13 protein-coding genes are annotated in these 15470 nt (G+C 52.6%); all 13 read left to right on the top strand.

Annotated elements, in window-relative coordinates; all coding sequences use genetic code 11:
- Positions 1-58: 58 nt before the first annotated feature.
- The 13 genes from ACOBR2_RS11270 (at position 59) to nifH (ending at position 15380) form a co-directional block, all read left to right on the top strand.
- On the top strand, positions 59-727 hold the full coding sequence (locus ACOBR2_RS11270; protein WP_420236213.1) for an FtsX-like permease family protein: 669 nt from the start codon (positions 59-61) through the stop codon (positions 725-727).
- Between the two features lie 258 nt (positions 728-985).
- The gene (locus ACOBR2_RS11265; protein WP_420236212.1) at positions 986-2356 is read left to right on the top strand and encodes a serine hydrolase; all 1371 of its coding nucleotides are present in this window, start codon (positions 986-988) and stop codon (positions 2354-2356) included.
- Between the two features lie 436 nt (positions 2357-2792).
- Positions 2793-3173: a hypothetical protein gene (locus ACOBR2_RS11260; protein WP_420236211.1), complete on the top strand. Its 381-nt coding sequence runs from the start codon at positions 2793-2795 to the stop codon at positions 3171-3173.
- Positions 3170-3895 (top strand): hypothetical protein, encoded by a 726-nt coding sequence (locus tag ACOBR2_RS11255; protein ID WP_420236210.1) that lies wholly within the window; start codon positions 3170-3172, stop codon positions 3893-3895. The genes ACOBR2_RS11260 and ACOBR2_RS11255 overlap by 4 nt, the downstream gene beginning before the upstream one ends.
- A complete protein-coding gene (locus ACOBR2_RS11250; RefSeq protein ID WP_420236209.1) occupies positions 3892-4752 on the top strand; it encodes a hypothetical protein in 861 nt (286 codons plus the stop codon). Before ACOBR2_RS11255 ends, ACOBR2_RS11250 begins: the two co-directional genes overlap by 4 nt.
- A 154-nt stretch (positions 4753-4906) precedes the next feature.
- Entirely contained in the window at positions 4907-6403 is a 1497-nt protein-coding gene (locus tag ACOBR2_RS11245) for an ATP-binding protein (protein WP_420236208.1), read from the top strand.
- Between the two features lie 745 nt (positions 6404-7148).
- The gene (locus tag ACOBR2_RS11240; RefSeq protein WP_420236207.1) at positions 7149-7466 is read left to right on the top strand and encodes a P-II family nitrogen regulator; all 318 of its coding nucleotides are present in this window, start codon (positions 7149-7151) and stop codon (positions 7464-7466) included.
- 9 nt (positions 7467-7475) lie between these two features.
- On the top strand, positions 7476-7847 hold the full coding sequence (locus ACOBR2_RS11235) for a P-II family nitrogen regulator (protein ID WP_420236206.1): 372 nt from the start codon (positions 7476-7478) through the stop codon (positions 7845-7847).
- Between the two features lie 162 nt (positions 7848-8009).
- On the top strand, positions 8010-9383 hold the full coding sequence (gene nifB, locus ACOBR2_RS11230) for a nitrogenase cofactor biosynthesis protein NifB (RefSeq protein WP_420236205.1): 1374 nt from the start codon (positions 8010-8012) through the stop codon (positions 9381-9383).
- A 57-nt stretch (positions 9384-9440) separates the two neighbouring features.
- The gene (nifV, locus tag ACOBR2_RS11225) at positions 9441-10625 is read left to right on the top strand and encodes a homocitrate synthase (protein WP_420236204.1); all 1185 of its coding nucleotides are present in this window, start codon (positions 9441-9443) and stop codon (positions 10623-10625) included.
- Positions 10626-10956: 331 nt separating this feature from the next.
- Positions 10957-12543 (top strand): sigma-54 interaction domain-containing protein, encoded by a 1587-nt coding sequence (locus ACOBR2_RS11220; RefSeq protein WP_420236203.1) that lies wholly within the window; start codon positions 10957-10959, stop codon positions 12541-12543.
- Between the two features lie 301 nt (positions 12544-12844).
- Positions 12845-14017 (top strand): IS4 family transposase, encoded by a 1173-nt coding sequence (locus ACOBR2_RS11215; protein ID WP_420236114.1) that lies wholly within the window; start codon positions 12845-12847, stop codon positions 14015-14017.
- 532 nt (positions 14018-14549) lie between these two features.
- Entirely contained in the window at positions 14550-15380 is an 831-nt protein-coding gene (gene nifH, locus ACOBR2_RS11210) for a nitrogenase iron protein (protein ID WP_420240007.1), read from the top strand.
- Positions 15381-15470: the final 90 nt, after the last annotated feature.

Raw genomic sequence — 15470 nt, 5'->3', positions numbered from 1 at the left:
GAGCCTTTTTTCAATACCGCCTCCTATTGGACAAACGGCGCATCAATTTATTCGTTCCATGAACTCCGGTCAACTGACGACAGAGGACTGCCAAGTCATTGGAGTCGTAGAGGACGCCAAATATGCAAGCCTCCGCGAGCCCGCGCCACCCACCGTGTATCTACCTTTTGGAACCAATACCAGCCGTCTCTTCTCCATGTCTTTCGTGATTCATGCACGGACCTTGGCAGAGGGCAAAGCTGCTTACAGCAAGGTATTGCACAAATTTGCATCAGCAAGCCCTGAAGTTGAGCCGGTGGCCTTTTCTGTACAGTTCAATGACTCCATTGCCCGCGAACGCCTTCTATCCGTGCTATCTGGATTTTTCGCTGCTCTTGTTTTGCTGCTCAGTGGCATCGGCATCTATGGCCTGGTGGCATCGGATGTAACCCAGCGGACAACAGAGATCGGTGTGCGAATGGCGCTCGGCTCTACCCGCGTTGGAATTCTTCTTCTCATCATGAAGCGAGTAACTGTACTGCTTTTCATTGGTGTGATCACTGGAGGAGTTCTAGCATTCTTCGCTGCTCGCTCAATTCGAGCTTTTCTCTTTGATGTCATGCCCAATAATCTAGCGATCTTCGCGTCAGCCGCACTGATCCTGGCAATATCTGGATTCCTCGCTGCAATGTTTCCCGCTCGTCGGGCCGTCTCCGTTGAACCCGTGCGAGCCTTGAGGGCGGAATAGGAACACCCGATGATTTGGCGCTGATATTTTGTTCGATAGAAAAGGAGGCAATAGAATGACGGTTCCTGCCGCAGTTGATCTTACAGGTAATTTAAGTCGGCACTTTAGGGACACTTAGCATACCGCAGAAAGCTATTGTTGGAGGGAGCCCCAATGAACAGATCCAAGGTCGGTCTTTGCCTTAGACGTTTACGCAGTTACGCTTTACTTTTAATTTACCTCATTTATTGCGCCCTAACATTTGCACAATCTGGCAACATGATTGCACCTGTAGCGCGTATCGGATCCGCAAGAAGCGTGAATGCCGCTCTATCCTTTCAAGAGCAGGCTGTTGAGACGAACGCGATCAACAAGCGACTCGATGAAGTAGCAAATTCGTTTACCAAGAACGACGCATTCATGGGTACTGTTCTGGTAGCGAAGGACTCCAACTTGCTTCTCAATAATGGTTACGGAAAAGCAGTTGTGGAGTGGAATGTTCCCAACTCTCCTGACGTAAAGTTCAGGATCGGCTCAATGACAAAGCAGTTCACCGCAGCCCTGGTCCTTCTGGAGCAGGAAGAAGGCAAGCTTTCTGTGGATGATTCTATCCGCAAATACCTGCCCGACTCTCCGGCTGCGTGGGACAAGATAACAATTGCTGATTTGTTGCACCACACGTCGGGTATTCCTAACTTCATCTTCGATCAACGATACTTTGAATGGCGGATGGTTTCTCGCACACCTGCCGAAGAAATCGAACTTTTCAAAAATAAACCTCTGAATTTCGCGCCCGGAACTCAGTGGGAATACAGCAATTCCAATTACACATTGCTCGGTATGATCCTGGAAAAAGTAACAGGACGACGCTATGTGGATCTCTTACAGGAGCGCATTCTGGCACCACTCGGAATGAAGGATTCAGGCCTCGATGACGACGATCTGACCTTGCCCGAAAGAGCAGAAGGTTACCAGCCTGGCTCGAAAGGCATTGTTCCCGTGCGCTCCTTATCGATGTCTGTGGGCTGGTCTACCGGTTCCATGTACTCGACAACGGCAGATCTGTTGCGCTGGGAACGAGCCCTGTTTGGGGGGAAGGTTCTGTCTCCATCATCGCTGGAGAAGATGACGACAGCCACTAAAGGAAACTATGGCTGCGGTGTTTTTGTGAGCCGTAAAGATGGCATGGAAGTGGTTGAGCACGGCGGCAGCATTGACGGCTTCAATAGCTACATGATGTATCTTCCTGCTCGCAATATTGCCGTTATTGTCTTGTCCAATGTAAGCGGCGAGGCGCCGGATAAAATGGCTGCCAAATTACTTGACGTGACACTCGGAAAAACGGTCACGCTCGACAAACAGAGGGTTGCGGTGCCAATCGCGAAATCAGAGCTTACGAAATTTGTAGGAGACTATGTGCTCTCCGCCCAGTTGTTGCTCAATATCACGGCATCAGACGAGGGTCTGATCGTGCTGGCAACAGGACAGGCTCCGATGCAATTCTCTTATGAAGGAGAGATCAACGGTCATCCTCAGTTCTTTACGCGAGCCATGGACGCGCAGATCGAATTCATGCCGAGTGCGACTGATCACGTTTCGACATTGGTCCTCCATTTGGGCGGGAGCGACATGCCAGGAAAAAGACTATGAGTTATCCCGAAAGGATCACTGAGGTCATCGACACTAAGGTGGTGTTGCAGAATTTGGTGTAATTGAGTTCAAGCACCTCTTCCATGTCATGTCATGGTTGAAAGCCCATGCCGTTGATCTAATGATGCTTATGAGACGTAAAAACCGGCCCAATCGACGGTATTTGCTGCCAAAATACTACCAATTTTCAGCCAGTGGGATGCGGGTCAACCGGTGGGGAACTGACCCGCAAAACGTTTCCATTCGACGGACGTGTCACGGCTAGGTTGGCAAGGGATTTGAACCCGTGTTATCGCCGTGAAAGTGGTCATCCGTCTCGTAACTTATTGAAACTAGACGGCATGGATAGCGCAGTAAGGCACTTTTAGGCATAGTTGGAGCGGGTTATCGGACTGTTATCGGACCATGATTTGCGAAGTGTTCTGGAGCCAATCGAATGGAACCAGATCTTCGAACAATTCTCGAATCTCTACCGTCCAAGTCGTCCCGTTCTAAACTGGAACCCCACCGCGAACTGATCCGTGAACTGCGCCGTAAGGGGCGGACGTACCGTGAGGTTGCCCACCTGTTTCAGGAGCGCCTTGGCTTGTATGTTGCTCCGAGCACTCTGCATTCCTTCGTGAAGGTTCGCGCCAAGCATCGCAAGCGCACACAATTCGAACTGCCGCCAGCCCAGCTTGCCACGGCAGAACTGCCGGTACTTGACCGCATTTTCATCCTCAAGGCTACGCCTGCGACGCGGAATCCAAAAACTGCCCGGTTCGTCTTCCGTGAAAACGAACCTCTGACACTGAGAGTTAACGGAGGTGAGCAATGACGGCATTTTCAAAGCGTGTTGTCTTTACCATGGGTGGCAAAGGAGGCGTCGGCAAAACTGGCGTCATCGTCTCCTTGGCCGAGTGGTTCGCATTGAACGAGATTCCTGTTACGCTGCTCGATCTCGATACTGAGAATAAGGCGCGTGGCTCTCTCAAACACTTTTTCAATGACACGGTCACCAAGGTCAACATTCACACGCCTGCGGGTCTCGATGCCTTCGTCGATCATCTCGACGGGGGTACGCCCATCATTCTTGCCGATATGGGGGCCGGTGCCGGACAGGTGGCTGCCGATTGGTTCGAGTCGATGTACGAAGATGTCGCTGCAACTGGCGTCCGCTTTACGGCAGTCGGTGTGGTCACGCCGGACCCGGCGAGCGTTGAAAGCGTCCTTGCCTGGGCAAGCCGCCTTCAGGATCGGGTGGAATATGTCATCGTCGAAAACGCTACAAGCGCCTTGGCAGACTTCACATACTGGAGGTCCACTGAACAGGCAAATCGCTTCCGCGAAGCATTCACTCCGGAAATCTTGCAGATGGAGTTTCGGCTTGCGGAACTTGAAAACCCTGTCCGGCAACATGGAATCCAATTGGGACAAGTTGCAGACCGCAAGGCCGACGTAGATGAGTTGAAGAGGGCCTCTCTCGTTATGCGCGCCCAGAGCTATAGACGGCGGCTCTTCTCTGAATTCGACCGGGCAAGGCAGGTGTTCTTGCCATGAATACGGGCCCGGTCCCTTCCAAAGTCGCAGTTATCACGGCGGGAGAGCCGACACTGTTCGACTCTCTCGCCCGCCTTGCCCCTGAAGAATTGCAGGCCGCATATTATCGGGTGCTCGCACATACACGCACACTCAGCCCCGACGATGAAATGCTGCGCATTCTCGAAGCGATGGGTATTCTGGTGCTGCTTACACGTCACACGCCGAAAGATATTGCCGACGAACGGGAACGCTTTCAGGAGTTGCTGGAACTTCATCGGCAGTTCTCAGACGAAGCGCAGCAGAAGATGCTTGGCTATGTCCACGAGTTGGAGTCGCGGATTGTTCGACTGCCCGGTGAGATTGAAGCTGGACTCGACCCCAAGCAAATTGCAAAGATGCTTGGCGAAAGCCTGCGTCAACATTTTCTCCAATCAGGTGTGCCGGACACGGTAAAAGCGCTGCAAGGCACTAGCACGGCCATGACGAGCGCACAGAAGGAACTCTCAACTGCTCTGCGCAATCTATCGGATTCACATGGCGGCATTGTCGCTCAGGTGGAGTATGCCAACAATCGCCTCACGTACTCTCTGGAAAGCCGGGCAAAGACGGTTGACACGCTCTTGCATGAATGGAAAAGCGATCTGCTGCGCATCTGGATTCCGCTAATTGCTGGGGCCGCGATGTTGGTCGGACTGTTTGGCGGTATCGAGATACAAGGTTGCCGGGATTCGGCTCCCGTAGCGACGGCAACTCCGACGCCCGGACAAGCCGTTCCGGCTCCAGCACCACAACAAGATGCCGCGCCGGTCGGCGAGGCAAAGAGGCCGCACCATATACAGGCAACTGCAAAAACTGGCGCAGACCGTGAGCGATAGAAAGGTTCTCTATCGCTCATGCCAGACATTTCGAGCAATCAGCAGACGTCCCCCCGGGCTCCCATTGCACGCTAAATAATGCCTCTTTATGAGTTGACAGTTTATAAAGTGACAGCTCATAATCAAAAACTAACAGGAAAGGCGTTTCCAAACCATGCCCGGCACAACCATCAAACCTGATCCGTTTTATGATCGAACGCTCGAACTTGCGGCCTTGGATCGCGCCTGGAAGCGCCATGGGGCCGGTGGGCAAATGCTTCTCTTGTATGGACGCAGGCGGTTGGGCAAGACCTTCCTTTTGCAACGCTACTTCACGGCGGGCGTAAGCGGGGACGAGCGGGAAAAGCCTCACTGCTACTTTCTGGCTGAACAGTCTACAGCCGCCACACAGCGGCTGACCCTGGCCCGTCAACTGATTGCGGCCCTGCCTTCCGAGGGGGTTGCCCCTGAAGAAATTGCTGTTTCCTGGAACGCTCTTCTTCGCTACGCTTCGCAGCAATCCCAGACACGAAAGAAGAGCGCGGGCCGTTTTGCTCTGATCCTTGATGAGTTCCCTTATCTGGTGGACCAAACTCCGGAGTTGCCTTCCATTCTGCAAGCATGGTGGGACCGCGAGGGGGTGCATTCTCCTCTATTCGCGGTCCTGTGCGGGTCTCAACTCTCGGCTATGGCTGCCCTCGGAAAAGAGAGTGCTCCGCTGTTCGGGCGCTTCAATGCTGGCATCTTTCACCTCGATCCGCTCCACTACGAGGACGTGGCAGCATTCTACGCAAACAGCTCCCACTATGGCGTGGTCGAGAAACTGTTGATGTATGGCGTCTTTGGCGGGATACCGCGTTACCACGCGCTGGTAGACACGTCGCGCCCTCCCGCTGAGGAGATTGTTACGCTGCTGATGCAGCCTCGCGCAATCCTCGAAAACGAAGTGCGGTTCCTGCTGGGCAGTGAACAAATCCGGGACCCGGCTCCGTACAATGCCATCTTGGCGGCGATTGCTGGCGGCGAAACAAAATTCAATCGCATTCAGCAGTTGATCGGCGTGGAGCGCGGAGCGCTTTCGTCATCCCTGCGCACATTGCTGGAGTTGGGCTGGATTCGGCGCGAGCTTCCTTTCGGCGAACGCTCGGACCGCAGGGCAATCTACCGCGTCGCCGATCCCTTTCTTACCTTCTGGTATCGCTTTGTTGCGCCGCTGTCCAGCGCGTTGCAATTCTCCGACCCCGCCACGGTTTACGCTGCACAGGTAGCGCCACGACTAGCCGATTACATGGGCTGGTCGGTCTTTGAGGAAATCTGCGGCCAGTGGCTTCAACGGAACGCGCAACAGCGTCTCGGGCTCAGCGTTCGCGAGATGGCGCGGTACTGGAGCCGGGATGGCCGCACTGAAATTGACCTCATGGCGGAACTCGACAACGGAACTTTTCTCTTTGGGGAGTGCAAGTGGCGCACAGAACGGGTTACGAGGCTCAGTGATTTGAGCGCCTTACAAGCTAAAGTCGCCAGCCTGCCCGAAGCCCGCTGGCGTGACAAGCCTAGCTACATTCTCTTTACTCCAGGCGGCTTCTCTACCGAGCTTCAGCAACTCGCTGCTGATCCTGCCGAACGGCTTTTCCTGGCGAAGGACACAGACTTGCTCCGCCAGGATCGTTAAGAGTGTTTCGGCCAATCTGGAGTGAAGCTGCTAGGCTTTGACCCGACTCCACAGATCGGAGCAATTCATGCTTGAATCTGGGTTCGCAGCGCTTGCTTGCTAACTACAGTCGCTTACTTGGGCAAAGTGTAGAACGTTCTCACGCGAAATTGTACATTTTTGGACATTCCCGTAATTTTCTGTACTTTGGGGAACAAAATCAGATATGGTCTGTTGACCGAATTCCGATTCCAATGCCCTGGTTCAATATTGCACGTTCGGCCTTAATTATTTAGTTCGTTCATGATGCATCCATTGCAAGCGCCCGCAAGGTCTGACTCTGCTCCCTGTGCCTTTTTTGACATCGACTTTGGCACCCATCTTGCATAGACACTTACCAAGTGCCAACTCAGCACTTCATTGCAACGCCCGGAAAAGACGCTCACAACCAGAAGAGCGCACGAGATTGCATGTACGTCGAAACCGGCTGCATCTCTTATCTGGGACAACCACATAACTGGGGGTTGGGCGATGGCAATTGTGGTCGGACGCAGGCGCGCAACATTGATATGTAATGCAGAGAAAAGGATGGATGCCTGTCAATCGTTCATCTTGGCGGTTTCTCTTCTTAGCGGACGCGACCAGGACACGTCAACGAGTGCTTGAATTTCTGAAGTGAGACTTAAACCTCAGATAGGTGCAGGGGAAGCGTAGATCTTCGCGCGAGCCTGTTTCGACTCACAACGAACGAAAGGGAGTAACTAGTATGAAGATGATCAGAGCGATATTGCGCCCAGATGCTGTCGACAGCGTTTCGGAAGGTTTGGCCGAAGCAGGATTCGCCTCAATGACTCAGGTTAACGTGTTTGGCCGAGGCAAGCAGAAAGGCATCACTCTCGGCGCGGTTCACTATGATGAACTCCCAAAGACGCTCGTATTGATGGTCGTTGAGGATGAGAATGTAGATCCGGTTCTCACCATCATCAAGGATAAGGCCTACACCGGTAATTATGGCGATGGCAAGGTATTTATCACTGCTGTCGATGAAGCATACACCGTTCGCACAGGTTCCAAAGGACTCTAGGAGCTACCGATGAAAGAGATCATTGCCATCATTCGCCCAAGGAAGGTCGGACCAACTCGGAACGCACTCGAAAGTATCGGCTTTCCAAGCATGACAGCGACAGGAGTACGGGGTCGCGGAAAACAGTGCGGCATCGCAGGCGAAGTCTTGGTGGACGGCAGTCCGGAGATACTTCTACAGAAAAATGCAGGAGGTATGAAGTACGTTCCCAAGCGGCTTTTGAACATTGTTGTTCCAGATAACTATGTGGACCGAGTTGTACAGAAAATCATTGAGATCAATCAGACTTCGCAAATTGGCGATGGAAGAATCTTTGTCTGCCCGGTAGAGGATGCCATCCGGGTTCGTACCAGAGAACAAGGAGAGAGTGCAGTACTGTAGCTGGAGAATCTCACAATATTTTCTGTTTGCGATCCTCTTGACTTGGCTGCATGGTCGATTTTTATCGGCATCCCCGTGCAGTCAGGTCGTTTTGTATCTGCGTTGCTGGTCTTACTTCCTCAGCGTGAAATCAGTACCTCAATAAGGATCACAGGAGGCTCAATGAACTCTGTACAAACAGGCGCAATGGCTCAAGTGTCTTCGCTGAAGGATCATCCTTGCTTCAACCAGGAAGCACGTCATACTCATGCCCGTATTCATCTGCCCGTTGCTCCACGCTGCAATATGCAGTGCAACTATTGCAACCGAAAGTATAGTTGCGTTAACGAAAGCCGTCCCGGTGTGACCTGCGCGGTGCTTAGTCCAGGACAGGCAATCGAATACCTGCGTGGCTATACAAATAAATTGAAAAATCTGAGTGTGGTTGGTATTGCCGGGCCCGGTGACCCGATGGCCTGCGCTAGCGAAACGCTGGAAACTCTGCGCATGGCAAAGGCCGAGTTCCCGCACCTGCTCCTCTGTCTAGCTTCGAATGGGTTGAACCTCCTCCCTTATGTGGATGACCTCGCATCGCTGGGCATCTCGCATGTCACGGTTACCGTCAACGCTGTGGACCCGAAGATTGGCGCAAAGTTCTATGACTGGATGGTAGTCGATGGCCTTCGCCACACAGGAATCGACGCAGCAGAGATGCTTTGGGATCGTCAGCAGAGATCGATTCAGGCTATTGTCCAGGCCGGTGTCATTGTAAAGATCAACACCATCTATGTTCCGGGCATGAACGATGAACATATCGAACAGGTGGCGCAAACGGTCTCGATTTTGGGTGCAACGATCCTTAATATCATGCCGTTGCTGCCTACCGTTGGAACGCCATTCGCAGCGGTTCCCGAACCTGACCGGGATCAACTCAAGAACTTACGCGCTGTTGCGGTACGCTATCTGCCGCAGATGACACACTGCTCGCGCTGCCGCGCAGATGCCGTTGGAATGCTGGGTGAAGAGAATTCAAGGAAGAATATGGAGCTGCTGCAGGTTGCCTCGCGCGTAGTAATCGAGGATGTGCCAATCTCTCCGTCCGCAACGATTGATTCCGAGTGCGGTCTGCCGATGACCATTTCTCCGCGCCTGCGCCTGACAACGACCGCAGAAAGGCCCTACATTGCTGTGGCCAGCAAAGACGGCATAAGGGTGAATCAGCATTTGGGTGCGGCTACTACGTTTCGCATTTACAAGCCCGATGCGCAGAGTTCACAACTTGTTGACCTTCGCAACGTGGCCAGCGAAGCGAGTGGGCCGACACGCTGGTTGAGCATGATTGAGATTCTGAAGGACTGCTCTGGAATTCTGGTCAGTGGCGCTGGTGCCATGCCGCGAAAGATTTTCGCACATCATGGCATCACTGTTGGCATTGTGGAAGGCCTCATAGATGAGGCGCTGGACGCGACGGCCAAAGGCGACGATCTGATGTTCATGGCCAAGCAAGACTTTCACTGTGGCCCTTCGTGCAGTGGAGATAAGGCTGGCTGCGAATAGTTCCGCTCATACGATTGCAGTCTGGTGTAGATCAACCATCGGAAGGAGGATGCCGCAATGAATCCGCAAGCACCGATCAATATCGTCATGAACGACACGACACTTCGCGATGGAGAACAAACGGCGGGAGTTGCTTTTACGCTGGACGAGAAATTGCACATCGCGTCCGCTCTGGCTGCAACCGGCGTGCCGGAAATTGAAGTTGGAATTCCCGCGATGGGTGCGCGCGAGCAGGATGAGATTCGTGCGGTCGCGGCATTGAAACTCCCCTCTAGACTGATTGCCTGGTGTCGTATGCACGAAGCCGATCTGCATGCTGCGTGCTCCTGCCATGTCCCCATGGTGAATCTGTCAGTTTCTGTCTCCGATCAGCAAATCACGAACAAGCTCCAACGTGACCGCGATTGGGTTCTGAAGCAGACTGAAAGGATAACCCAAGAAGCCATTCAGAGTGGCCTTCTTGTTTCTCTTGGAGGCGAAGACAGTTCTCGTGCCGACATGGACTTTCTGTGTGAACTGATGAATATTGCTGAACGTGCTGGTGCCATCCGATTTCGATTTGCAGATACGCTTGGTGTACTTGATCCTTTTGCGACTCTGGAGCGGTTCATTCGATTAAGACAAGTGACTGGAATGGAACTGGAGATTCATGCTCACAATGATCTTGGCCTGGCCACAGCGAATTCGCTTGCGGCGGTTCGCGGTGGCGCAACCCATGTGAGCACAACGGTGAATGGACTCGGAGAGCGAGCTGGTAACGCGCCGCTGGAGGAGGTTGCCGTTGCAATTCGGCTTCTGGAAGGAAGAGAGACCGGCCTCAATGCAGGTGCATTCAAGACCTTATCAGCTTTGGTTGCCAAGGCCTCGGGGCGACAGATCTCGGTCAACAAGGCTGTTGTCGGCTCTGCCATTTTCATGCATGAATCCGGGATTCACGTCAGCGGCTTGTTGCGTGATCCGATGAACTATCAATTTCTGGACCCTGCCGTTCTTGGCCGTGTTCATGAAATTGTACTTGGAAAACATTCGGGCGCAGCGACCGTGCAATGGGCCTACAACGAGATGGGAATTCCCGTAGATCCGGAAGAAGCCCGAAAGATACTTCTCTCTGTTCGAACTCACTATTTGACCAGCAAAGCGCCACCCACACAGGATGAATTGCGGCATTTTCACCGCGTAGCAAAGCGGGGTGCCGTGACTGTTCTCATCGATTCCATCACCGATTTAGGCAAGGCTTCCTGAGAAAATCTCTGCTCCGAGCTGAAAAGGAACAGTACAGTGAGCGAAAGGGAAGATCGTCGCCGAAGTTGGGCCGACAGTGAGATTGAGAAACATCTGGTCGGCCTGAAATGCTCGAATGTACTTGTCGTTCATGTGGAACAGGGCACTTGGACTGCGTTCCGTGTGGGAGGAATGCAGGATCCCTTATAAGATCTTTACGGGCCTCTATTAATACTGGTCTCATGGTGTATTTCACCCTCATCGCATTTGCATCTAGTTCTCAACAATCCCAAAGCAATGCAACGCCGATCGAGAGCCACTCGCAACAGGGTGGCCAGCAAGGGAAGAAGTAATGGAGAGTGTAGAAGAGAAAAGCTGGATTTGTCTGGCCGGCGAATGTCGAATTCAGGCATGGCCATCTTTGCATGAAATGAGTCAGGTGATCTCCGAAAGTGCGGACCTAGCGAATACTGTCCAGATTCTGTTGCGCATCATGGAAAAGTATATGAATGTCGTTCGCGGCACAGTAAGCCTTTGTGACCGCCAGGCAGGAACGGTTTACATACATGAAAGCTTTGGCCTTACCGAGGAACAGGAAGCACGCGGAATTTATCGCTTTGGTGAAGGCATTACAGGGAAAGTGGTTGACTCGGGCACTACCATGATTGTGCCGCGCATTGGCGACGACAAGGACTTTCTCAATCTGACGCGTACGCACACAGATCAAGATAAAGACCTATCTTTTCTTTGCGTTCCTATCAAGCGCGGCAAGAAGGTCCTGGGAACAATCAGCGTAGAACGCAAATACGATAATGATGTCTTGCTGAAGCTGGATGCTGAACTGCTGGGTATCGTTGCATCCTTAATGGCCCACACAGTGGAACTCTATCTGGTTGAGAATTTCGTGAAAGTATCGCTAATCAGCGAGAATAAACGTCTGCAAGACGCGTTGAAGGACCGCTTCAAGCCTTCGAATATTGTTGGTAATTGTAAGGTCATGCGCGATGTTTATGGCCTAATAGAAAAGGTTGCAAAAGCAAGAACAACAGTTCTCGTGCTGGGCGAGAGCGGGGTCGGAAAAGAACTTGTTGCCAGCGCCATTCACTATTCCGGTCTGGATCCCAAGAGCCCATTTGTTCAGTTCAACTGCGCGGCCTTGCCTGAAAGCTTGATTGAGAGTGAGCTTTTTGGACACGAAAAAGGGTCATTCACCGGTGCGACAGGACAGCGCAAAGGGCGTTTTGAAGAGGCTGATGGTGGAACCATATTTATCGATGAAATTGGCGAGCTCCCCTTGTCGGCGCAGGCAAAGCTTTTGCGCGTCTTGCAGGAAAAGACACTGGAGAGGGTTGGGGCCAACAAACCAATCAAGGTAGACATTCGTATTATTGCCGCTACCAATCGCGATCTGGAAGACATGGTGAGTAAGCAGAAGTTTCGTGAAGACCTCTACTACAGACTCAATGTCTTCCCTATCATAGTTCCCCCATTGCGCGAGCGCGGTGCCGACATCGTTGCGCTCGCTGATTATTTCGTTGCTCGATATTCCGATCAGAATCACAAGAATGTAAAAAGGATATCCACTCCGGCATTGAATATGATGATGAGCTACCACTGGCCGGGCAATGTCCGCGAACTCGAAAACGTGATTGAGCGGGCAACGATCCTCTCGGAGGACGGCGTCATTCATGGTTATGATCTGCCACCATCTCTGCAGACAACAGTTCTGCCTGGCGCCACGCAAAAGGGTGGGCTCAGCGCCAGAATGGCTGCTGTTGAATACGAGATGATTGTGGATGCATTGAAAACACACGATGGAAACATGTCAGAGGCGGCAAAGGATCTTGGCTTGACGCGCAGGATATTAGGCCTGCGCATGGAGAAATACAGCATCAATTACAAGGACTACAGACTGGTTGACAAGAAGCAACAGCAGTAGGCACACGTCTTTCATTTCAGCATGAAACAAACTCAGTCAGCGATGCTCACTCCATACGAGCATCGCTTTGATGACTGCACGCTCTGCTTTCCGGGACTTCCATTCTGCTCGAATGACAATCCCACATCAGAACAATCGATCAATTGGGTTGAAGCGGAGAGAGCGGTATTCCTGTACTTTATGCGTCGTCACTGTTGTCCAAAACAGGAGTTTCAGCAGTAAGTCTGGTATGGAGGTAAGGCTGCATCGATCTGATAGGTTGGGTTTGTCTAGAACTTGACCGTCAGAGGAGGACGCAGCCTTGTCCATAGTATGCAGCATTTTCTCCCAAGTCTTGAAGTTGATCCCACGCGCCGATTTCGATTCCGCCGTTCGCAAGGATGAAGCCGAACGCAATGCCAAAGGCTTCACTTGTTGGGGCCAGTTGGTGGCGATGTTGTTTTGTCAGTTGGGTTCAGTCAACAGCTTGCGTGACATCACCAACGGCTTGGCCGCCAGCGAAGGCAAACTGCGTCACCTGGGCTTGCCTGCCGCTCCTAAGCGCTCGACCTTGGCTTATGCCAACGCCCATCGCCCCAGCGCACTGTTCGAGGATCTCTTCTATCAGATGTTGGAGGTCGCCCGCACTCAGGCCCAACAGTCAGGCGTCCGGCACAAGTTCCGCTTCAAGAACAAGCTGCTGTCGATCGATGCGACCACCATCGAACTGTGCGCCTCGGTCTTCGATTGGGCGCAGTTCCGGCGTACCAAGGGAGCAGTGAAGCTGCATCTGATGCTCGATCACGACGGCCTGCTGCCCTGCTACGGGGTCATCACCGACGGCAAGCAGCATGAAGTTACCGTGACTCGCCAGTGGGAGTTCCCGCCCGGCACCATCCTGGTCTTCGATCGCGGCTATACCGACTACAACTGGTTCGAGCGGCTGACCCTGCAGGGTGTTTACTTCGTCACCCGCCTGAAGACGAATGCGGACATCATCGAAGTTGAGGATCTGGATCTTCCCCAGCGCAAGGGACTGGTGAGCGATCAGATCATCTGCATGACGCAGCAGGCCGCGGAGAACGACAACCCACCCATGATGCGCCGTATCGAGTTCTTCGACGAAGAGCAGCAGCGTACCCTGGTCTTCCTGACCAACAATATGAAACTGGCCGCTGCCACCGTTGCTGAGATCTACAGGAATCGCTGGAAGATCGAGTTGTTTTTTAAGGCCCTGAAGCAGTCTTGCAAGGTAAAGACCTTCGTCGGCACCTCGGCCAACGCACTGAAGACGCAGATCTGGACGGCGCTGATCGCCATGCTGCTGGTCAAGATCCTGCACATGAAGTCGACCTTCGGGTGGCACTTGTCCAACTTCATGGTTCTGTTGCGCCAGCAACTGTTCGTCTATCGCGACTTATGGAAGTGGATCAACGATCCTTTCCAGGCACCGGAAACGCCACCCACTTCACAACTGGAGCTGGTCTTCGCTTGACTTGGACAGCTGATTGCTCTTCGCATAACTCGGAACCGACCAACCCGTTCCGTCAATGCACGGGAACGACGCACTATGCCCTGTCAGATCAACGTTCGTCTAAGACGCTTCCTGTTATCTTGGACAGCAGTGATGCGTCGTACATAAATGCACAATCAAGTTTTAATTTGTACAACTGCGAACTTTTTCACCTCAAAAAAACTGGAAGAATGGGGCAGGTTGAATTCAACCTGCAATCTCATGTTCAAAATCCGATAGAGTTTCGTGAAGTAATAAATTCTTCTATCCAACACAAAACAAGCATAGTCGAGTGGAGATTCCATGCGCAGCGGAGACTATTTTGCGTCGTCGTCGAAGAGAGCGCGAGGTTTGGCACGGCGTTTGCAGATACAGATAGCGTTGGCCGCTCTTGATTCTTACGACGTACTGCTCGTCAAGCAGAGTTGGCAACGCTTGAACTAGCGGACATGAACATTGCAGCAGAAATTCATACGACGACGCAGTTACATCTCCACAAACCTTCTAAGGAGCTATCATGACGAGAAAGATTGCAATCTACGGTAAGGGCGGAATCGGCAAATCGACGACCACACAGAACACGGCAGCGGCGATGGCCCATTTTCATGGCAAGAAGATCTTCATCCATGGTTGCGATCCAAAGGCCGACTCGACACGATTGATTCTTGGCGGCAAGATGCAAGAGACGCTGATGGATGTTCTGCGAGAGCAGGGCGCAGAAAAGGTTACCAACGACAAGGTTATCAAGCGCGGCTTCGAGGATATCCAGTGCGTTGAGTCTGGCGGCCCTGAACCCGGCGTGGGTTGCGCTGGCCGCGGCGTCATTACTGCCATCGATCTGATGGAGCAGAACAAAGCCTACACCGAAGATCTTGACTTTGTTTTCTTTGACGTGCTTGGCGACGTTGTCTGCGGTGGTTTTGCTATGCCGATCCGCGAAGGCAAAGCGCAGGAAGTGTACATCGTCGCTTCGGGCGAAATGATGGCAGTGTATGCCGCCAACAATATCTGCAAGGGTTTGGTGAAGTATGCGAAGCAGTCTGGTGTACGCCTTGGCGGCGTCATCTGCAATAGCCGTAAGGTTGATCGCGAGCAGGAGTTCATTGAAGAGTTTACTGCTTCCATCGGCACGCAGATGATTCACTTCGTTCCTCGCGACAACATTGTGCAGCGCGCAGAGTTCAACAAGAAGACAGTCACCGAGTTTGATGAAACGCAGAATCAGGCTCATGAATACAGCGAACTCGGTCGCAAGATCATCGATAACCAGAACTTTGTGATACCCAAGCCGCTGAGCATGGATCAGTTGGAATCGATGGTAGTGAAGTACGGCCTGGCCGAATAAATTGCGCTCGTTCACAGAGTGCGGATCGCGCGCGGTCAAGCAAAAACGAGCATCGCGCACGTGCCCTTTTCACTACTGAATAGTGGGCGT

Origin of the sequence: Telmatobacter bradus, from assembly GCF_048629425.1 — a bacterium.
Classification (GTDB): Bacteria; Acidobacteriota; Terriglobia; order Terriglobales; family Acidobacteriaceae; genus Telmatobacter; species Telmatobacter bradus.
The sequence above is the reverse complement of the archived record's forward strand: the minus strand, read 5'-3'. Positions and strand labels throughout refer to the sequence as shown.

Excerpts from the sequence above, each read along its gene's own strand:
- ACOBR2_RS11235 (WP_420236206.1), top strand. The coding sequence starts at position 7,476 with ATGAAAGAGATCATTGCCATCATTCGCCCAAGGAAGGTCGGACCAACT.
- ACOBR2_RS11270 (WP_420236213.1), top strand. The coding sequence starts at position 59 with ATGAACTCCGGTCAACTGACGACAGAGGACTGCCAAGTCATTGGAGTC.
- ACOBR2_RS11255 (WP_420236210.1), top strand. The coding sequence starts at position 3,170 with ATGACGGCATTTTCAAAGCGTGTTGTCTTTACCATGGGTGGCAAAGGA.
- ACOBR2_RS11250 (WP_420236209.1), top strand. The coding sequence starts at position 3,892 with ATGAATACGGGCCCGGTCCCTTCCAAAGTCGCAGTTATCACGGCGGGA.
- nifV (WP_420236204.1), top strand. The coding sequence starts at position 9,441 with ATGAATCCGCAAGCACCGATCAATATCGTCATGAACGACACGACACTT.
- ACOBR2_RS11245 (WP_420236208.1), top strand. The coding sequence starts at position 4,907 with ATGCCCGGCACAACCATCAAACCTGATCCGTTTTATGATCGAACGCTC.
- ACOBR2_RS11260 (WP_420236211.1), top strand. The coding sequence starts at position 2,793 with ATGGAACCAGATCTTCGAACAATTCTCGAATCTCTACCGTCCAAGTCG.
- ACOBR2_RS11240 (WP_420236207.1), top strand. The coding sequence starts at position 7,149 with ATGAAGATGATCAGAGCGATATTGCGCCCAGATGCTGTCGACAGCGTT.
- ACOBR2_RS11265 (WP_420236212.1), top strand. The coding sequence starts at position 986 with ATGATTGCACCTGTAGCGCGTATCGGATCCGCAAGAAGCGTGAATGCC.
- ACOBR2_RS11220 (WP_420236203.1), top strand. The coding sequence starts at position 10,957 with ATGGAGAGTGTAGAAGAGAAAAGCTGGATTTGTCTGGCCGGCGAATGT.
- nifB (WP_420236205.1), top strand. The coding sequence starts at position 8,010 with ATGAACTCTGTACAAACAGGCGCAATGGCTCAAGTGTCTTCGCTGAAG.